Origin of the sequence: Streptomyces sp. 11-1-2 (assembly GCF_003595545.1) — a bacterium.
GTDB lineage: Bacteria > Actinomycetota > Actinomycetes > Streptomycetales > Streptomycetaceae > Streptomyces > Streptomyces hygroscopicus_B.
The window spans coordinates 8,218,350-8,236,721 of record NZ_CP022545.1 but is presented as its reverse complement, the minus strand read 5'-3'; the positions used below and the strand labels follow the sequence as shown (position 1 = coordinate 8,236,721).

Below are 18,372 nucleotides of genomic sequence, written 5' to 3'. Positions count from 1 at the left end.
CACCAGAGCGGCATCACCGGTGCAACGCGCGCACCTCCGGGTAGTCCACCTCGTCGGGCAGCCGGTAGCCCAGCGCGGTCAGCCGCGCGGCGACGTCGGCCGGGCTCCGCCCGGTCCGGCTCGCGCTGCGCAGTACGTGCTCAGGGTGGACGGCGTCCAGGAACGAGCGGTCGACCGTCTCCAGGAGCCGGATGTCCGCCACGTCCGCGACGCCGGGCTGCTTCGCGTTCTCGTGCAGCCAATGGCCCAGCGCGTCCAGGCGCTTGGCGATGTCGGCGGGGCTGCGCCCCGTGGCGAGCGCGGCGCGCAGGATGTGCCGCAACTGCACTCCTCCGACGGTGTTCCGCTCCAACCAGGGGGACCGGCCGTCGAGTTCCTCGCTGAGGATCCGCAGGTCGTCCGCCTCCAGGGTGTCCGGCACGGTACTCGGACGGGGGTGGCCCAGCTCCGCCAGGCGGGACACGATATCCGCCGGACGACGGCCGGTCTCCTGGGCGATGGCGAGGATGGGCTCACCCGGGTCCTGGAGGATCCGCTCGTCCTCGGGTTCGGGGGTGTACGGCAGCCGGATGCCGAGCGCGGTCAGTCGCGTGGCGACGGTGTGCGGGTTGCACTGCAGCGTCCAGGCCACGTTGCGCACATGCCCGATCGACGCCTCCGCGCCCCACTCCAGCCACTCGCCATTGCCCCCGGGGCCGGTGCGGATCAGCACGATGTCCCGGGTGTCCGGGGTGTCGGGCAGCGGATGGTCGGCCGGGACCGGGCAGCCGAAGGCGGTCAGCCGCCGTGCGGCCTCGGCGGGGCTTTGGCCCTGCCGCCCCGCGGAGGCGGGCAGATTCCGCAGCGACACGTGCTTGCCGACCTCGAGCCAGGAGAGGTTGAACGTATCCGCCTTGAGCAGCAGGGCGTCCCCCGGGTCCACCGTGCGGGGCAGCGGGGTGGCGGGAAGCTCGATGTCGTCATAGCCGAGTTCGGTCAGCCTCGAGGCGCCAGGCGACGGAAGCGGCATCGGGCAGAAGCGTAGCGGGGGTATACGGCGGAACGGTCAGCACCGGTAATCCGTGGAAATGCTGGGCGTGTTGCACATAGGACAAGAAGAGGCTCCCGAGGCTCCGTGTCCGACAACTGGTGCGCCATGTTCTGTCAGCGGCCTCTGACACGACCTCGGCCGTCCCCCCCGGCCGTTCACCGTACGTTCCGCGGGCCGCCCTCCTTGTGTGTCGGCCCGGCCTACGGGCGGCGCTGGACTTCCGCTCATGCGCAACGAAGAGAGCACCACCCGCCGTCGTCTCGGCGTCCGGATGGGGGCCGCACTGGGGGCCGCCGTCGTCGTCGCGGTCATCCAGCCCCCGGCGCTGGCGGCGCCGGATGCCGGATCCTGGACGACGGAGACGGTGGCCCCGGGGGTGCGGGTGCGGGCCGGGGTTCTCCGGGACGCGGACGCCAAGCCGGTCTGGACCGTCACCGTGCAGGGGCCCGGCTCCGCGCCACTGGGCGAGCGGTCCTGGGCGGACGCCACGGCGGGGCGGCTGCGCGACGCCGGGTTCGAGCCGCGGGTCGAGCGGGTGATGTGGCCCGCCTACGCGGATACGCCGCACGGCACCATGGGGTGGCGGGTGCGGGTGGGCTCGTACGCGGCCTCCGACGAGGCGCAGGGCACGCGCGAGAAGGTCGCCGCGGCCGGGTTCACGGCGGTGGCGGAGTGGACCGGCTACGACGCGCAGCAGCCCGCCGACCGGGAGAGCGTCCATGTGGCGGTGATCGACCCGGCCCGGTTCACCGGCACGGTCGAGGGCACCCACGACGACAGTGTGGCGGACCGCGAGAAGACCTCTTCGGTCGCCGCGAAGCTGAGCTCCCTGATCGCCGTCAACGGTGGCTTCTTCGTCACCGCCGACGCCGACGGCGTCCAGGGAACGATGGCCGGAATCTCCGCGTACGACGGGGAGCTGGAGTCGATGGCCGCCGGTTCGCGGGCCGCGCTGATCCTCGCGGACGGCGGCCGGCACGCCCGTATCGCCGACCTGACCAGCACGGTCACCGCGCGGGCGGGGTCGTCCACGTATGCGGTGCAGGGCATCAACCGGGTGCCCGGCAAGGTGCGCAACTGCGGCCGCCCCGGGGCCACTCCGACCGAGCTGCCCCGGCAGGATCTGACCTGCTCCGAGGCCGACGACCTGGTGAAGTTCACCCCGAGGTTCCGCGCCGAGCTGCCCACCGGGCCCGGCACCCAGGTCGTGCTCGACGCCGACGGCCGGGTGGTCTCCACCGGCCCGCGCGGCGGCACGGTCCCGTCCGGGGGCTCCGTGCTCCAGGGCATCGGCGCCGCGTCCGACTGGCTGACGGCCCACGCCCGGCGGGGCGAGCGGATCGCGCTGGCGGAGGTCGTCCGGGACAACTCCGGCCGCCGGGTCCGGCTCGACTCGGACGACAGCATCGTCAGCGCCGCCCCCACGCTGGTGAAGGACGGCCGTATCGCCGTCGACGCCGCCACCGAGGGCACCCTCGACCCGAAGAACCTCTCCTTCGGCTACGCCTGGTCGAACGTGCGGCAGCCCCGCACGATGGCCGGGCTCGACAAGAAGGGGCGGCTGATCCTGGCCACGGTGGACGGCCGGCAGCCCGGTGTGAGCGAGGGCTTCACTCTGGAGGAGGCCGCCCGCTTCATGCGCTCCCAGGGCGCCGTCCAGGCCCTCAACCTGGACGGCGGCGGCTCCACCGCCATGGCCGTGAACGGCAGGCTCGCCAACATCACCTCCGACGCGACGGGCGAACGCGCGGTGGGCGACACGGTCCAGGTGCTGCCGTAAGCGCGGACCGGCGGTCATCGCCGCGTGTTCAGATCACTCCTGTGGGTGATATTCACACCTTTCGGCCCGAGTGCCACGGCTCGGGCTGGAAGTGTCGGCGGTCGTCAGAGCTGCGTGCCATGCTGGAGCCAAGGAACACACGAGGAGGCGGTGGTGGCGATCATGAGCGTCGCTGAGACGCGAGTCGACGATCACGAAGGCCCCTGGACGGTCGAGGACGTTCTTGCACTCCCGGAGCATCCGGCACGAGCCCGCTTCGAACTCGTGGACGGTGTCCTCATGATGTCCCCTGCCCCCAGCCTGGCCCACCAGACCGTGGCCTACGAGTTGCACAAACAGCTCGAGGGCGCCTTGGAGCGGTCTGGCGCACCGTTCGTGGCCGCCGAGACGGTGAATGTGAGGACCGAATCCAGGCTCTTCATCCCGGACATCGCAGTCATGGACCACTCCGCCGTCGAGTGGGACACGCTGGTCGTGCCGCTGGAGGCGATGCTCCTGCTGGTGGAGATCGTGTCCCCGTTCAATCAGGCCAGCGACCGCATCCTCAAGCCCGCGCTCTACGCCCAGGCGAAGGTGCCCGCCTACTGGCGGGTCGAGCTGCAGCCCGACCTGCATGTGGTGGCGCATGAGCTGGCGACGGACACGTACCGCGAGGTGGCCACGATTACAGGTAAGCAGGCCGTGGAGGTCGCCGGAGAGTTCAGCGTCGACCTCGATGTTCCCGCGCTGCGCGGCAGGCTGGCCAGCGACGATCGGCCCTGACCTGCTACGTAGAACACGAACCGCGTCCAGCATGCCAAGGGCGCAACCGGTTGCCCGGCTGCGCCCCTGGGGTTGATCACTTCACCTGCATGAGCCTTGGTGAGCCTTACTTGGGCTTACTCGACGACCTTCAGCAGCTTGTTCGGCGTGCCGTCACCGGGGTTGGAGATCTTGTCGGCGGTCGCGCCGTCCGTCAGCGCCTTCGCCACGTCGGCCGGCTTGGCGTCCTGGTGGCCGCTGAGGTAGACGGCGGCGGCGCCCACGACGTGCGGGGTGGCCATCGACGTACCGGAGATGGTGTTGGTGGCGTCGTCGTCGGTGTTCCAGTCGGAGGTGATGTCCGAGCCGGGGGCGAAGATGTCCACCACGTCGCCGTAGTTGGAGAAGTCGGACTGCTCGTCCTGGTCGGTGCTGGAGGCGACCGTGATCGCGTCCTTCACCCGGGCGGGAGAGCTCTGGCTGGCGTCGGAGGACTCGTTGCCCGCCGCCACGGCGAAGGTGACACCGGAGTCGATGGCCTTCTGCACGGCGGCGTCGAGGGCCTCGTCGGGGGTGCCGCCCAGGCTCATGTTGGCGACGGACGGGCCCTCGTGGTTCTCGGTGACCCAGTCGATGCCCGCGACGACCTGCTCGGTGGTGCCCGAGCCCTGGTCGTCCAGCACGCGCACCGCGACGATCTTGGCCTTCTTGGCGACGCCGTGCTCGGCTCCGGCGATGGTGCCGGCCACGTGGGTGCCGTGGCCGTTGCCGTCGTCGGCGTCGTCGTCGTTGTCGATGGCGTCGAAGCCGGACGTGGCCCGGCCCTCGAAGTCCTTGTGGCTGGTGCGGACACCGGTGTCGACGACGTAGGCGGTGACGCCCTCACCCGCGCTGTCCGGGTAGTTGTACGCCTTGTCGCCCTCGGTGTCTTCCTGGTCGATCCGGTCCAGGCCCCACGACGGCGGGTTCTCCTGGGTGCCCTTGACCGTGTAGCGGTGGTTCTGGACCACCTTGGCGACCGACGGGTCGGCGGCCAGCCGCTTGGCCTCGGTGTCGCTCAGCCCGCTGGCCGAGAAGCCGTTGATGGCGGAGTCGTAGGTGCGGCTCAGCTTCCCGCCGTACTGCTTGGCGAGGTCCTTGCCCTCGGCGGCGGCCTTGACGCTCTTGCCGCCCTTGAGCATGACGATGAAGCTGCCGTCCACGGCGCTCTTCGACTGGGTGCCGTAGACGGTGCCCTCCGCGGGCTTCGCGGTGGTGGCCCCGGCCGGAACGGCCACGAAGACACCGGCGGTGACGGCGGTCGCGGCGGCTACGGCGAGGCCGAGTCGACGCGCGTTGCGCTGCTTGTGAACTGCCATGACGAGGGTTCCTCCTCGTGCGGTTGTGGGGGGGTAATCCGCACCGGGATCGCGGTTTCGGATCCCGTAAGTGCGAAAGAGCCGGAGTGTGTTGGGGCCACTCCGGTTCTCACACGACCCTGACTGATGAGTACGGGTCAATTCAAGATCCCCGGCGATGTGTGACATAGGCAACGTTCTCGCGCCCGCCGCGCTCCCGACCGCAAGGTCAACGCCCTTTAGGTGTAAGGGGCTTGAATCGGGAAGGTAGGGCTGTCCCCCCTTCTCCGGATGGAGGGAACCACCGGAGGGTTCACCGGTCAGCAGGATGGGTCGGCCCGCCGCCGCGGCCTAGCGTCATCCATGAGTGGCGGGGACGTTCCGCCACCAGGGCATAAGGGGATGTCGTGGCGGACACAGGCCGCTTGGAGAGGCCGCGCGGGATAGCCGCTCGCGCGGGCAGTTGGAGCGCCCGTCACCGATGGGCGGCGGTCGGGGGCTGGGTGCTGCTCGTCATCCTCGCCCTGGCCGTCGGCTCGATGACGGGCCGGGTGGATGTGACGGACAGCGAGCAGGTTCCCGGCGAGTCCGGGCGCGTCTCGACGATTCTCGACGAGGCGGGCATTGACGCCGCAGCCGGGGAAACCGTCCTGATCCAGGCGAAAGACGGCGGGCTCACCGCGAACGACCCGGCCTTCCACAAGGCGGTCGACGCCGTGATCGGCGGCGTACGCGACACCGGCCAGGTGACCGCCCTCCGGTCCCCTTACGAGACGAAGACCATCTCCGCCGACCGGCGCTCCGCGCTGGTCCAGTTCGAGATGCGCGGCGACCCGGAGAAGGCGCCGGAACACATCCAGCCGGTCCTGGACGCGGTGGGCAAGGCCCAGGGCCGCCACCAGGACCTGCGGATCGAGGAGTTCGGCGACGCCAGCGGCCAGAAGGCGTTCGACGACGCGTTCGGCGACGACTTCACCCAGGCCGAGTTCTCCGCCCTGCCGGTGGCCCTGGGCATTCTGCTGATCGTCTTCGGTGCGCTGGTGGCCGCCCTGCTGCCGGTCGTGCTCGCGATGACGGCGTTCCTGGCCACCACCGGTCTGGTGGCGGTGGTCAGCCACTGGGTGCATATGAGCGACACCGCCAACTCCGTGATGCTGCTGGTGGGGCTGGCCGTCGGCGTCGACTACTGCCTGTTCTACCTGCGCCGGGAGCGTGAGGAGCGCGCCGCCGGGCGGGACGCGCAGACCGCGCTGCGGATCGCGGCGGCCACCTCCGGCCGCGCCGTCCTGGTCTCCGGTGTCACGGTGATCGTGGCGATGGCGGGCATGCTCTTCACCGGGATCGCGGAGTTCAAGGCGATGGGGCTCGCCACCTTGATGGTGGTGGCGGTGGCGATGGTCGGCTCGGTGACGGTGCTGCCCGCGCTGCTCTCGCTGCTCGGTGAGCGGGTGGAGAAGGGCCGGTTGCCGTTCCTGGCCCGCGCCAAGCGGCGCGGCGGCGGCGAGAGCCGGGTCTGGCGCACCGTACTCGGCCCGGTGCTGCGCCGCCCCAAGCTGTCGCTGGCCCTCGCCAGTGGCGCGCTGATCGCGCTGGCCGTCCCCGCCGTGGGGATGAACACCGCGAACCTCACCCTGGACCAGGAGTTCGGCGACCGGCTGCCGGTCGTCACCGCGTACAACCACATCGACGAGGCGTTCCCGGGCGGGTCCGACCCGGCCAAGGTCGTGGTGAAGGCGGACGACATCGAGGCGGCGCCGGTGCGCGACGCCCTCGCCCGGTTCCGTACCGAGGCCGTGGCGAAGGGCGCCTCCAAGGGCCCGGTCGAGGTGACCGTCCACCGGAAGCAGAACGTGGCCGTGGTGGAGGTCCCGCTGATCGGCGGCTCGGACGAGGGCAAGGCCGAGCGGAGCCTGAACGTGCTGCGGGACGAGGTGCGCCCGGCGACGCTCGGCACGGTGGACGGGCTGGACGCCCCCATCGGCGGTTCGACCGCCTCCTCCAAGGACTTCAACGACAAGCTCGGCTCGGCCGTCCCCCCGGTCTTCGCCTTCGTGGTGGTCTTCGCCTTCCTGCTGATGCTGATGTCCTTCCGGTCGCTCACCATCGCCGTGACCTCCATCGTGCTCAACCTGCTGTCGGTGGGCGCCGCGTACGGCATCCTCACCGCGGTCTTCCAGCACGGCTGGGGCGCGGGTCTGGTGGGCGCGGAGGGCGTGGGCGCGATCGTCTCGTGGCTGCCGCTGTTCCTCTTCGTGATCCTGTTCGGGCTGAGCATGGACTACCACGTCTTCGTGGTCTCCCGGATCCGCGAGGCGCGCCTGGCCGGGCGCAACACCAAGGACGCGGTGGTGCACGGTGTGGTCACCACGGCGGGCGTGGTCACCAGCGCCGCCGTCATCATGGTCGCGGTCTTCTCCATCTTCGGAACGCTGTCGATGCAGTCCATGAAGCAGATGGGCGTGGGCCTCGCGGCCGCGGTCCTCATCGACGCCACCGTCATCCGGGGAGTGCTCCTCCCGGCCGTGATGCTGCTGCTGGGCGAGCGCAACTGGTACCTGCCGAAGTGGCTGCGGTGGCTCCCCGACCTCGCCCACGACGAGCCCGCCCCGGCCCAGCGGCCCACCGCCCCGGTGGGTGCCCCCGCGAGGCCGGACGCGGACGACCGGCCCCGGCACGCCAGGGTCTGACCGCTCCAGGCGCCCGAGCGCCCGCACACCCGGTCACATGGCCTTCGGGCCGTGTGACCGGTTCGGTGTGTGGGGTGGAGAAGACTGCGGGATGTCCTGGCCGCGGTCCGACACGGTGCCCACCCTGCCGGTCGCCTCCTCGATCCGGGCGTTCAGCGCGCCGACGAGGCGTACTTCTCCGCCGAGCACCTGGCCTGGCGCCGCGAGCCCGGCATCGTCCCGCGCAGCGCGCGTCCAGGGACCGAATCGAGCCAACGGCTCGGCCGCCGGCGTTGGAAGATCGATCGGTCGATCGCCCGGCTCTTCAGCTACCGGCGGCTCACCGTCCGGTACACGAGCGCAAGGGGACGCATTTCCTCGCCTTCCTCGGCCCGGCAGCCGCCCCGACCGCTACAAGAAGCTGGCAAAACTCGCCACGCGAGAAACACTCTTAAGGGTGACGTCTCGGTGCGCGAAAAGATCAGGTGGATTCTTGGCCCCTTCTCGCTCGGGAATTTCGTTCGCTCCGCTACTGTCGAATGGTCCGTTCCACTTCGGTCCATGGAACGACAGTCTTCTCAATGCCGCCTAGTCCCAGTGCGGCAAGTTGGCTGGAAGTTGCGTGAGCATTCTGGTTGCTTTGCATATCCATAATGCATAGCGTCGCACCACCGTTGTTGTCTGAGAGGGAGTCAGGATGACGCAAGCTCATACCGCGGAAATGGCCACGTACGAGTCGCTGGTCGAGGACGCACTGCGCGAGCTCTCCGCAGCCGAATCGGACGAGGTCCTCGTGCCGGTCGGCAGTGGTGACGAGGGGCCGCTGATGGCGTGGTTCGTCTCCACCTGACAGTGCCGGCAAGGCTCTCGGGGTTCCGGCCGCGCGTGATCCCTGCGGCCGGATCCCTCCCTTTGCCCGGAACTCCCATCGACCCGGCCCGAAGCAGGAGGAGCACGTCTTGACCGCTGTGCAGTCCAGCCGCGACGTACAGGATGGAGTCGACGCACTCCTCAACCGGTATGCCGGCCTCTCCGTCCGCGATCACTGCATCGTCGTCTTCACCCCGGACAGCAGGGAGGCAGCCGCCTGGCTAGTCGCCGGACTGAAGCAGCGAAAGATCAGCAGCCAGTTCATCGCCATGCGACCACTTGTGGATCTCGGATTCGCCGCACGCCTGAAGTCCGCCGTACCGGACGCTGAAACCTTCACCGGCCGGCTCGTCATATTCACGCTCGAACGAGACACGATGTCCCACTTCTCGCCGCTCCTGCACGTCATGCAACAGTTCGGTAGTGACCGGTGCATGGTGGTCCGCGTCATCAGCGCGTCCCGAGAGTTCTTCGAGCAGGCCCTCAACCTCGGACCGGACGAACTCAGTGCCCGCAACGCCGCACTGCTGACCCGCCTGACCAAGGCCGACAGCATCAGAGTCCGCAGCCGAGGCGGCACCAACCTCCGTATCCAGCTTGACGCCGGGCGGTACGACTGGATCAGCAATCGCGGCGTGTGGCGGCCGGGCGGCTTCACCATCCTTCCTGCGGGGGAGATCGCCACTTACCCCGCCAGGATCGACGGCCGCCTGGTGGCGGACGGGGCTCTCAACTGCAACGTCATCACCCGCATCGACACACGGCTGACGGCCCGCCCGCTGACGGTTGACATCATGGACGGGCGCGCTACGGGCTTCACCGGTGGCGATGACGACGTCCGTGAGCTGGTGGCACTGTGTTTCAAGCAGCCGTACGGCACCCGGGTGGGCGAACTGGGCTTCGGAACGAACTCGGGCATCGACCGGTTCATCCCGGCCAACTCGCACATCAATGAACGGCGAGTCGGAGTGCACATCGGGTTCGGGCAGCACAATCAGGATCGTGCCGTGGTCGACTACGAGGAGAAGGTGCACCTCGACCTCATCACCGACGGCGCGGAGATCTACATCGGCGATGAGCCCGAACCCGTCGATCTGGCCAACCTCCAGCTGTCCGGCGCCGACCACCCTGAGCTGGTGCGGGACGAGGACATCACGGGCGACTGCTGTGGGTTCGGCTACGGAGAGCTGACGGATCCCGCGGCGGCGAGCACGGTCGGCTGAGCATGCCCAACCTCAAGACTCTCCTGGCCGGCCGCCTGGCCGGCAGCGCAATGGAGCTGCGCAGCTTTCGGTTCCTCTGGGCGGGGCAAGCGGTCAGCGCCGTGGGAGACCAGCTCTTCAACGTGGCCGTATCGCTCCGGGTGATCGAGAGCGGCGGAGACGCCGGCGACGTCGGGCTGGTGATCGGCGCCCGGATGCTCGCCACGGTCCTGTTCGCACTGCTCGGCGGTGTCTGGGCAGACCGCGTGCCCCGGCGACGGGCGATGGTGCTTGCCGACGCGTTCCGGATGGTGGCCATCACCGTGGTGGTGCTGGGCGCGTTCGACACGGCGACCCTGTCGCTCGCTGTGATGACCTTCCTGGTGGGCAGCGGTGAGGCGTTCTTCCGGCCCGCGTACGGCGGTCTGGTGCCCTCAATCGTGCCCGAGGACCGGCTGCTCAGCGCCAACGTCTGGCGAGGCAGCATGGAGAGCGCGGCAGCCGTGGTGGGGCCGGCGCTCGGCGGCGTACTGGTGGCCACCGTCGGCACCCGGGTGGCCTTCGCCGTCAACGCGGCAACGTTCGCGGTCAGCCTGCTGTGTGTCCTCGCGGTCACCGAACCGCCGATGAATCGGCCGACGACCCGCTCCTCCATCATCCAGGAGGTCAGCGAAGGACTGTCGGCGGTACGCCGCGTCCGCTGGACATCGGCCATCCTCGCCATGACCGCCGTGCAGACCATGCTGGTCGTCGCCCCCCACATGGTCCTCCTGCCGATCATCACCCAGGAGGAGTTCTCCGGGCCCTCCACCTACGGCTTCGTCATCGCCATGTTCAGCCTCAGCGGCTTCATCGGCACGATCGTCGTCGGACGGATCCGGCTGAAGCATCCCGGAACGAGCGCGATGATCTTCAATGCCCTCTTCGCGCTCGTACCACTCGTCCTGCTCAGCCCGTTCTCACTGTGGTGGGTGGTAGCCGGGTACATGATCGCCGGATTCGCGATGATGCCCTTCAACACGCTCCTCCACACAGCACTCCAACGCCAGTTCGCCCCGTCGATCCTCGGCAGGGTCAGCTCGGTCGACTGGCTGTGCAGCCTCGCTCTGCTGCCGCTGGGCCTGGCCTTCATCGGGCCGCTGGCAGAAGCAGTGGGCCGCACGACCGTCCTCGTCGTCGCCGCGGTCGTCCAGCTCGGCGCCGCATTGCTGGCGCTGACGGTGCCCGGGGTGCGTGATTTCCATCAGGAAGAACAGTCGGTCCCCGAAAACGCGAAGGTATGAGATGGCAGTGGAGATGCTCCTCGACGACCCGTCGAAGCTGGTGTCCATACGGGACACCCAGCCGTACGTCAGCCGAGCCATGGGCGAGTTGGGCCATGTGTTCTCGACGGACCTCGCACAACAGCTCCTCTTCGAACGAGGACTGCGCACCCCCTACATCAGGCTGTGGCGTCATGGCCAGGACATCGGGGTCCGGAATGCCACCAAGCCAGGGGACGACGGGGCCGACGAGCGCCGGGTGTTGTCCGGGCTCGCGGATCCGGGATACGTCGTGGCGCAGATGCAGGAGGGCGCGACCCTCGTCTTCCAGGCGATGTCCACCTATTGTCCCGAGGTGGAAGCCTTCTGCGCGGAGCTCTCCGAGGACATTGGAGTCCCCGTCGCCGCCAACGCCTTCCTGACCCCACCACACTCCAAGGGCGCCGAGGCCCACTACGACCTTGCGAGTATCTTCATACGCCAGCTCGCCGGCTCCAAGACTTGGCGCCTGCACGAGCCGCCGAAGCAGTGGCCGGTCAAGCGCTCGAAGCCGGGCGTCGCCCCGCAGACCCCGCTGTGTCTCGAAGTGACCCTCCACGCCGGTGATTGCCTCTACCTGCCGCGTGGCTATTACCACGAGGGCACCACGGGAGCCGAGGGTTCCGTCCACATCGCCTTCTCCGACGGGGTGGAGGACACCTGGACCCAGATCCTGCATGACGTCCTGGACCTCGCCGCCGAACGGAGCGTCGCCCTGCGTGGCCGGCTGCCCAGCAAGTCCGAGGCGCTGAGCGGCCAGTCGAAAGAGATCTGGAGGGAGGTCCGGGAAGACATCTTCCGCACCTTGGAGAGTCTGGGCGACGAGCTGATCTCCGCTTTGGTGGTGCGGCGTCTCCAGGCCCGCGAACAGCAGCTCAAGAAGGCGGAGACAGCCTCGCTCGGCAAGATCCTCGCAGTGGAGCCCCGGTCGGGTGACGCCTGATGGGTGCCGGGCAGGATGAGGCGGTCCGGGTCGGCATCACGCCGGCCGGCACCTTGAGCCTGGTCCGTGGCCACTACCGGGAAGTCCTCCGGCGCTTGGAGTCGACCTTCCCGGCCGGGCCCGAACCGGCCTGTCTGCACCCCGCCCTGGTCTGGGCGGCGACCCGCACGCCCCCCGGCAGCGGTGCGGATCCCGCCCACCTCGCAGAGCTGGGCCGCGCTCTGGCGAGCGCCGGCCTGATGCCTCCGCTCGAACACCTCACACCCGACGGTTCGTCCTCGTTCCCCGACTGGTGCCGATGGGGTACGGACCAACTGCTCGCCGACATACGGAGGACCAGAGGAACGGACGACGCCGACTTCGGCGCCCCGGACCTGACGGAGGGGATCGCGCATCTGGAAGCCGCCCGCGAGATCTTGCGGCGGGTCTGGCCGGAAGCCGCTCTGGAAACGGACCTGCTGATCCGCGTCATCGTGTACGTCCAGGGCGGCGCCTTCCGGTCGGCCACGCTCCGCCAGACTTTCGGAGCCATTTACCTCGGCGCCTCCAGCGTCGAGAGTACCCCGGCCGCCTTCGAGGCACTCCTGCACGAGACCGGCCACCATGCCCTGTACCTGCGGAACTTCTTCGCCACGTTCGTCACCAATGGCGACGTCGTCATCAGCCACCCGCTGCGTCCCGATCCGCGACCGGTCGCCGGTGCCGTGCACGCCGCCCACGTCCTGGCCCGCATGGCGTACGGACTCACTCGCTGGGCGGCGGAGCCGATGGCACCGCCCGAAGTCACCGCACGGCGCGACGACGCCCTACGACGCCTCAGGGGCACCATCACGGCCCTGGAGCCGGCCGCCGAGTGGACGGACGAGGGCCGGCGGTACTTCGACGGCCTTCTCCGCTGGGAGAAGGAATTGACCGCCACCCACCTGCCCTGACGGGGCAGGAGGTGGTGGTGGCGTATGTGACGCCGGAGCAGTGGCTGATCCTCGCTCAGGAGTTGACCGAGGTGGCGACCGGAACGCGATCGGGTGTCTCGAAGGAGTTGATGGTGCGGGTGAAGTCCCGGGTGGACAGCAGCAATTTGTAGATGATGGCCAGCTCGAAGACGAGCAGTAGCACACCGGATACGACGGTCGTCGCCACCACCGCGTCGACGGCCGGGCCGATGATGAACACGCCCATCTGGAACTCGATGCCGCTGATGAGATGAGCGCGGATGCGGTGGCGCAGCAGGAAGTTCCGGCACCGGACCCACCACGGGAAGCGGCGCCGGAACTCCTGGTGCAGATCGACGACGGCGGGGCGGCGGCGCTGGGCCGCCGTGGTCTCCAGGGGAGCCGTGTCAGCCACCGCGGCCTCCAGAGGTGCCGTGTCAGCCACCGCGGCCTCCAGGGGAGCCGTGTCAGCCGCCATGGTCTCCAGCGGCGCCACCGGCTCCAACGGAGCCACCGTGTCGCGGTCCGTCTCCAGATCGGCCTCGGGGTTCTCCCGCAGCAGGTCCTCCATGAAGGCCAGCTCGGCCTGGTTCTCGGCCTTGCGGGCCGCCCGCATCCGGGCCTTGATCTGCTTGCGCATCCCATGCCGGATCTTGAAGATCTCCAGCGAGTCGATGTAGCGCAGCGAGTCCAGGGACGCGACGGCCAGCGCCAGCCACAGATACAGGACGTCGTCCGTGCGCGCGTACTGGCCGCCCATCAGGGCGACCGAGCAGACCAGCACCCGGATCCGGTCGAAGACGAAGTCCAGCCAGGCCCCGAAGACCGAGCCGGTGCCGGTCAGCCGGGCCAGCTTGCCGTCCATGCAGTCGAAGATGAAGCTCACGTGGTAGAGCACGGCCCCGAGCAGCAGCCATCTCCAGTCGCCCTGAGCGAAGCACGCGGCGGAGCCGAGGCCCACCAGGAACGCACCCCAGGTGAGCTGGTTGGGGGTGGCCCGGGTGTGCCTGGCGGTCCAGCGGACCAGCGGTGTGGCCACCGGGTCCACGAGCATGACGGTCCACCACGCGTCTCGCTTCTTCTCGGTGATCCGGCGGACCTCGGCGAGCGGCGGTATGTCTCGGGGCATGAGCAATCTTCCTGGCGTTCGAAAAGAGTTCACTCGAACGTAAGAAGTCGTTAAGAGAAGAGACAAGGCCGGGCGAGGGCAACCTTTGCCGGGGGGTAGCGGTCTGCTGGGGAGACCGGGTCCATGGCACGGCCAGGTGCGCCGGACGGCGAGGCCGTCACGGTGGCCGACGTGTGGTGATTCCTACCGCTGGTAGCGGGCGAGCACCAGATTGCCGTCCTCGACCAGCCGCTCCCGTAGCTCCCGCATCCCGATCGCCCCGCTGTAGTACTCCTGCAGCGCCGGGGTGGCCACCTTGTCCTTCCACTCCGGATAGCCGCGCACCGACTGGGCGGGCGCCGGGCGCAGCCGTCCGGCCAGGGCGGCGCCGGTGGCCCAGCCGTGCCGGCGGGTGTGCAGGGCGGGGTCGCGCAGCGCGGTCAGGCCCGTGGGCAGCATCCAGTCGCCGCGGGCGAGCCGCACCATATGCGGTGGGCGCAGGAAGAAGTCGATGAAGCGGGCCGCCTCCCGCTGGTACGGGCTGTCGGCGGCGATGGACAACGTCTGCGGGCTGACCCCCTGCCGCTGGTCGCCGCCGGGTCCGGCCGGGGACGGCAGTACGGTCCAGGCGAAGCCCTTGGGCGCCTGCTGCACGATCTGCTGGCGGTAGGAGAAGCCGAGGGGCACCATCGCGTACTTCCCGCCGAAGAAGCCGGGGAGGGTGTCCGAGCCGCCCATGCCGAGGGTGGTCCGCGCGGCGCTGCGGTCGCCGCCCAACTGGTCGTGGATGACGCGGGGCACCCGCTGGTCGGCGGCGTCGAACCGGACGGTGACCTTGCCGTCCGCGCCCCGGTGGAAGACCTTGCCGCCGGTGGACAGGGAGAGGTTGAGGGTCGCGGAGACGGGCTCCTTGAGCGGCCAGGCCACGCCGTACGTCCCGTCGCGGGTCAGCTCCTTGGCGGCGTCCTCGAACTCCGCCCAGCTCCAAGGCCGTTCGGGGGTGGGGATCCGCACCCGGGACCGCTCCAGCAGGGCGCGGTTGGCGATGAGCACGCGCGGCTCCTGCAGGAACGGCACACCGTGGACGGCACCGCCGAAGGTGGCGGTCTGCCAGGTCTGGGACGGGATCTCGTCCTTGAGCCGCCGGGGCAGCAGGTCGGTGAGGTCGGCGAGATAGCCGCCGTAGGCGAAGTCGGCGAGGTCGTCGGAGGCGTCGTGGATGATGTCGGGCGCCTCACCGCCCTCGAAGGAGGTGAGCAGTTGGTCGTGGACGCTGTCCCAACTCCCCTGGACGTGGTCGACGCGGATGTCGGGATGGGCCTCGTTCCACTCCGCCACGAGCTGCTTGTTGGCCTCGATGGATTCCTGCTGCCAGGCCAGGGACTGGAAGCGGAGGGTGATCCGGCCGTCGGCCGCCCGCCGCCGTCCGGGCGCGCAGGCGGAGAGCAGGGTCCCGGCGGCGGACAGCGTCCCGGCGGCGGACGCGGCCAGCAGTGTTCGGCGGCGCATCAGTGCTTCACCGCCCCGGCCAGGGTGCCGCTGGTGATCCGGCGCTGGATGACCGCGAACAGCACGAGCGAGGGCAGCGTCGCCAGCAGTGAGGCGGCGGCGAGCGGGCCGAGGTCGGCGACGCCCTCGGTGCCGATGAAGTGCGTGAGGATGATCGGCATCGTCTGTTTCTGCGGGGACTTGAGCAGGACGAGCGCGAAGAAGAACTCGTTCCAGGCGGTGATGAAGGCGAAGAGGGCGGTGGCCACGATGCCGGGGGCCAGCAGCGGCATGGTCACCGAGATCAGCGTCCGCAGTCTGCTCGCGCCGTCCACGGCCGCGGCCTCCTCCAGCTCGCGCGGTACGGCCCGGGCGTACCCGGCCAGCATCCACAGGGCGAACGGCAGGGACCACACCACGTACACCATGATCAGCCCGGAGAGGGAGTCGATCAGACGGACCTCCTTGAGCACCAGGAACAGCGGGATGATCACCAGGACGAAGGGGAACGCCTGGCTGACCACGATCCAGCCGGTGGCCGCCCGGGACAGTGGGGAGCGGTGGTGCCGGGCCATCACATAGGCCATCGGGGTGGCGATGACGACGGTGATCGCCGCGGCGGCGAGGGAGGCGATCAGGCTGTTCCCGGCGGACCGCAGCAGCGGCTGCTCGTCGAACGCCTGGCGGAAGTTGTCGAGGGTGGGGTGGTCGGGGATCCAGCCGGGGTGGAGGCTCGCCAGCTCGCGCGGCGGTTTGAACGCGGTGGAGACCAGCCACAGCAGCGGGAAGGCGAGGAAGACCAGATAGCCGAGGAGGGCGAGGTACTGGCCGGTGCGGGCCGCGCGGCGCCGGGCGGTGGGGCCGCGACGCACAGCGCTGGGGCGGGGACTCCTGGCGGTGGGGCGGGTGGTCATGCGTCGTCGTCTCCCTTCAGCCGGGCGACGAGATGGACGGCCAGCAGGATGGAGACCACCGCCACCAGCACACAGCCCATCGCCGCCGCGTAGCCGAACTGGCCGTAGCGGAACGCCTCTTCATAGGCGAAGAGCATCGGCAGCCGGGTGCGCCCGCCGGGCCCGCCGCCCGTCAGGACGTAGACCAGCGCGAAGGAGTTGACGTTCCAGATGAAGCTGAGGGCGCTGATGGCGAGGGCGATGGGTCTGATGGCGGGCCAGGTGACGGTGCGGAAGCGGCGCCAGGCACCGGCGCCGTCCATGGCCGCGGCCTCGTGCAGTTCGCGCGGCACATTGGAGAGCCCGGCCAGCAGGGTGACCGTGACCTGCGGAAGGCGTGCCCAGATGCCGACCACGACCACGGCGGGCAGGGCGGTGGACAGGCTGCCGAGCCAGTCGCGGTGGGTGCCGAGCGTCTCGTTGAGCAGCCCCGCGTCGGGGTGGTAGACCAGCCGCCACATGATGCCGACCACGACCTCCGGCATCGCCCAGGGAACGATCGCGAGCGCCCGCGACAGCCAGCGGAACCGCAGGTTCTGATTGAGCAGCAGCGCGAGTCCGAGCGCGAGCAGGAACTGCGGTACGGAAACGGCGACCGCCCACACCAGGCCGATCCGGAAGGACTCCCAGAAGAGGGTGTCGCGCAGCAGGTCCTGGAAGTTGAGCAGCCCGATCCACTGGGTGGGGTCGGTGCGGCCCGCCTGGGAGTCGGTGAAGGCGAGCACGATGCCGTAGAGCAGCGGGCCGACGCTGAGCAGGAGGATCGGGATCAGCGCGGGCAGCACCAGGAACCACGCCCGGTGGCCGCTCGCCGCGCGGCCCGGGCCCTTGCCGGGGGCGGCCGACGGGGGTGGGGCGGAGCCCTGGTCCGAGCGCGCCGAGGCGGCGGTCACGGGTATCACGGCAGGGCCCTCCTTCGGACGCGGTGGGAGGGCGGTCCGGTGGGAGAGCCCACGTCATCGTGCGGAGGGCGGGCGGTGCAGTCAAGCGGTTCACCTGCGGTAGCCGATGCGAGACTTGGGCGGGAGGACTGGGGACGACCGAGACGTGGGCGGGCGGGACGACGAGGAGTGAGGGGTGTGGCGGTGGCGGATGTCGCCTTGACGGAGGAGCGGGCGCGGGCGGTGCTCTCGGCCGCGCTGCCGCCCTACCGGGCCGGTACGGCGGAGGCCCGGCTGCTGGCCCTCGGTGAGAACGCCGTCTTCGCCGTCGACAGCCTCTCCCTGGTGGTCCGGATCAGCCGCGATCTGGAGGTGTGGGACCGGGCCGCCCGGGAGCTGAGGATCGCCGACTGGCTCGCCCGGGAGGGGCTGCCCGCGGTACGTCCCGACCGGCGCTTCGGCTCCGAGCAGCCGCTTCCGTTCGCCAACCATCTCGTCACGTACTGGCAGCGGCTTCCCGATCCCGTACGCCCCGCCGGGCCGCGCGACCTCGCGGAGCTGCTGCGGATGGTGCACGCGCTGCCCGACCCGCCCGCCGATCCGGCACCGCTCCCGCTGCCGCGCCGCGATCTGCTGGGCGGGATCGAGCGCTGGCTGCGGCTGGCCGGGGACGCGATCGACCCGGCGGACGCGGCGTATCTGCGCACCCGCCGGGACGACTTCGCGACCGCCGTCGAGGAGCTGACCCCGCGGCTCACCCCCGGCCCGATCCACGGCGACGCGCTGCCGCGCAATGTGCACATCGGCCCGGACGGCCCGGTGCTGGTGGACCTGGAGACCTTCTCGCACGATCTGCGCGAGCACGATCTGGTGGTGATGGCGCTGTCCCGGGACCGCTATGGGCTCGGCGCGGCGGCGTACGACGCGTTCGTGGCGGAGTACGGCTGGGACGTCCGGGAGTGGCCCGGCTGCGCGGTGCTGCGCGGCGCGCGGGAGACCGCCAGCTGCGCCTGGGTCGCCCAGCACGCCCCGGGCAACCCGGCGGCGCGCGCCGAGTTCACCCGCCGCATCGCCTCCCTGCGGGAGGACGACCCGACGGTGCGCTGGCACACGTTCTGAACGAACGGCTCCGGTTCAGCG

Annotated in this window: 15 protein-coding genes and 1 pseudogene; 10 read left to right on the top strand and 6 right to left on the bottom strand. The window is 70.1% G+C overall.

Annotated features, from left to right (window positions below):
* Nucleotides 1-13 precede the first annotated feature (13 nt).
* Nucleotides 14-1,009 carry a hypothetical protein gene (locus tag CGL27_RS35385; RefSeq protein WP_119991857.1) on the bottom strand — a complete coding sequence of 332 codons (996 nt, stop codon included), beginning with the start codon at nucleotides 1,007-1,009 and terminating at the stop codon, nucleotides 14-16.
* 247 nt (nucleotides 1,010-1,256) lie between these two features.
* Between CGL27_RS35385 and CGL27_RS35380 the strand changes: the two genes are divergently transcribed.
* The gene (locus CGL27_RS35380) at nucleotides 1,257-2,810 is read left to right on the top strand and encodes a phosphodiester glycosidase family protein (protein WP_119991856.1); all 1,554 of its coding nucleotides are present in this window, start codon (nucleotides 1,257-1,259) and stop codon (nucleotides 2,808-2,810) included.
* 162 nt (nucleotides 2,811-2,972) lie between these two features.
* Nucleotides 2,973-3,572: a Uma2 family endonuclease gene (locus CGL27_RS35375; protein ID WP_162953137.1), complete on the top strand. Its 600-nt coding sequence runs from the start codon at nucleotides 2,973-2,975 to the stop codon at nucleotides 3,570-3,572.
* Between the two features lie 116 nt (nucleotides 3,573-3,688).
* On the opposite strand, the gene CGL27_RS35370 is transcribed toward CGL27_RS35375, so the two are convergent.
* Nucleotides 3,689-4,909: a S8 family peptidase gene (locus tag CGL27_RS35370; RefSeq protein WP_119991854.1), complete on the bottom strand. Its 1,221-nt coding sequence runs from the start codon at nucleotides 4,907-4,909 to the stop codon at nucleotides 3,689-3,691.
* A 386-nt stretch (nucleotides 4,910-5,295) separates the two neighbouring features.
* Here CGL27_RS35370 and CGL27_RS35365 point away from each other — a divergent pair, with 386 nt between their 5' ends.
* From CGL27_RS35365 to CGL27_RS35345, 7 genes and pseudogenes are all read left to right on the top strand, one after another.
* Complete coding sequence (locus tag CGL27_RS35365) at nucleotides 5,296-7,575, top strand: MMPL family transporter (protein ID WP_119991853.1); 2,280 nt, start codon at nucleotides 5,296-5,298, stop codon at nucleotides 7,573-7,575.
* Nucleotides 7,576-7,785: 210 nt separating this feature from the next.
* A pseudogene (locus CGL27_RS52450) lies at nucleotides 7,786-7,908 on the top strand (IS5/IS1182 family transposase); the annotation flags it as partial.
* Nucleotides 7,909-8,251: 343 nt separating this feature from the next.
* Nucleotides 8,252-8,404, top strand: coding sequence for a hypothetical protein (locus tag CGL27_RS50370; protein WP_159037871.1), 153 nt, complete (start codon nucleotides 8,252-8,254; stop codon nucleotides 8,402-8,404).
* Between the two features lie 109 nt (nucleotides 8,405-8,513).
* Nucleotides 8,514-9,647: a hypothetical protein gene (locus tag CGL27_RS35360; protein ID WP_078644481.1), complete on the top strand. Its 1,134-nt coding sequence runs from the start codon at nucleotides 8,514-8,516 to the stop codon at nucleotides 9,645-9,647.
* A 2-nt stretch (nucleotides 9,648-9,649) separates the two neighbouring features.
* Nucleotides 9,650-10,909: an MFS transporter gene (locus CGL27_RS35355; RefSeq protein WP_119991852.1), complete on the top strand. Its 1,260-nt coding sequence runs from the start codon at nucleotides 9,650-9,652 to the stop codon at nucleotides 10,907-10,909.
* Between the two features lies 1 nt (nucleotide 10,910).
* Complete coding sequence (locus tag CGL27_RS35350) at nucleotides 10,911-11,870, top strand: cupin domain-containing protein (RefSeq protein WP_078644478.1); 960 nt, start codon at nucleotides 10,911-10,913, stop codon at nucleotides 11,868-11,870.
* Nucleotides 11,870-12,802: an HEXXH motif-containing putative peptide modification protein gene (locus CGL27_RS35345; RefSeq protein ID WP_119991851.1), complete on the top strand. Its 933-nt coding sequence runs from the start codon at nucleotides 11,870-11,872 to the stop codon at nucleotides 12,800-12,802. The genes CGL27_RS35350 and CGL27_RS35345 overlap by 1 nt, the downstream gene beginning before the upstream one ends.
* A 55-nt stretch (nucleotides 12,803-12,857) precedes the next feature.
* Here CGL27_RS35345 and CGL27_RS35340 read toward each other — a convergent pair whose 3' ends face one another.
* The 4 genes from CGL27_RS35340 to CGL27_RS35325 form a co-directional block, all read right to left on the bottom strand.
* Nucleotides 12,858-13,931, bottom strand: coding sequence for a CDP-alcohol phosphatidyltransferase family protein (locus tag CGL27_RS35340; protein ID WP_119991850.1), 1,074 nt, complete (start codon nucleotides 13,929-13,931; stop codon nucleotides 12,858-12,860).
* 183 nt (nucleotides 13,932-14,114) lie between these two features.
* Nucleotides 14,115-15,419 carry an extracellular solute-binding protein gene (locus tag CGL27_RS35335; protein WP_119991849.1) on the bottom strand — a complete coding sequence of 435 codons (1,305 nt, stop codon included), beginning with the start codon at nucleotides 15,417-15,419 and terminating at the stop codon, nucleotides 14,115-14,117.
* Nucleotides 15,419-16,312, bottom strand: a complete 894-nt coding sequence (locus tag CGL27_RS35330; RefSeq protein ID WP_205587796.1) for a carbohydrate ABC transporter permease — start codon at nucleotides 16,310-16,312, stop codon at nucleotides 15,419-15,421. Before CGL27_RS35330 ends, CGL27_RS35335 begins: the two co-directional genes overlap by 1 nt.
* The gene (locus CGL27_RS35325; RefSeq protein WP_107439161.1) at nucleotides 16,309-17,253 is read right to left on the bottom strand and encodes a sugar ABC transporter permease; all 945 of its coding nucleotides are present in this window, start codon (nucleotides 17,251-17,253) and stop codon (nucleotides 16,309-16,311) included. The genes CGL27_RS35330 and CGL27_RS35325 overlap by 4 nt, the downstream gene beginning before the upstream one ends.
* Nucleotides 17,254-17,451: 198 nt before the next feature.
* On the opposite strand from CGL27_RS35325, the gene CGL27_RS35320 reads away from it, so the two are divergent.
* The gene (locus CGL27_RS35320) at nucleotides 17,452-18,351 is read left to right on the top strand and encodes an aminoglycoside phosphotransferase family protein (RefSeq protein ID WP_119994707.1); all 900 of its coding nucleotides are present in this window, start codon (nucleotides 17,452-17,454) and stop codon (nucleotides 18,349-18,351) included.
* Nucleotides 18,352-18,372 lie beyond the last annotated feature (21 nt).

Coding starts and splice junctions, on each gene's coding strand:
- CGL27_RS35385 (WP_119991857.1), bottom strand. CDS start 1,009: ATGCCGCTTCCGTCGCCTGGCGCCTCGAGGCTGACCGAACTCGGCTAT.
- CGL27_RS35380 (WP_119991856.1), top strand. CDS start 1,257: ATGCGCAACGAAGAGAGCACCACCCGCCGTCGTCTCGGCGTCCGGATG.
- CGL27_RS35375 (WP_162953137.1), top strand. CDS start 2,973: ATGAGCGTCGCTGAGACGCGAGTCGACGATCACGAAGGCCCCTGGACG.
- CGL27_RS35370 (WP_119991854.1), bottom strand. CDS start 4,909: ATGGCAGTTCACAAGCAGCGCAACGCGCGTCGACTCGGCCTCGCCGTA.
- CGL27_RS50370 (WP_159037871.1), top strand. CDS start 8,252: ATGACGCAAGCTCATACCGCGGAAATGGCCACGTACGAGTCGCTGGTC.
- CGL27_RS35355 (WP_119991852.1), top strand. CDS start 9,650: ATGCCCAACCTCAAGACTCTCCTGGCCGGCCGCCTGGCCGGCAGCGCA.
- CGL27_RS35350 (WP_078644478.1), top strand. CDS start 10,911: ATGGCAGTGGAGATGCTCCTCGACGACCCGTCGAAGCTGGTGTCCATA.
- CGL27_RS35345 (WP_119991851.1), top strand. CDS start 11,870: ATGGGTGCCGGGCAGGATGAGGCGGTCCGGGTCGGCATCACGCCGGCC.
- CGL27_RS35340 (WP_119991850.1), bottom strand. CDS start 13,931: ATGCCCCGAGACATACCGCCGCTCGCCGAGGTCCGCCGGATCACCGAG.
- CGL27_RS35335 (WP_119991849.1), bottom strand. CDS start 15,419: ATGCGCCGCCGAACACTGCTGGCCGCGTCCGCCGCCGGGACGCTGTCC.
- CGL27_RS35330 (WP_205587796.1), bottom strand. CDS start 16,312: ATGACCACCCGCCCCACCGCCAGGAGTCCCCGCCCCAGCGCTGTGCGT.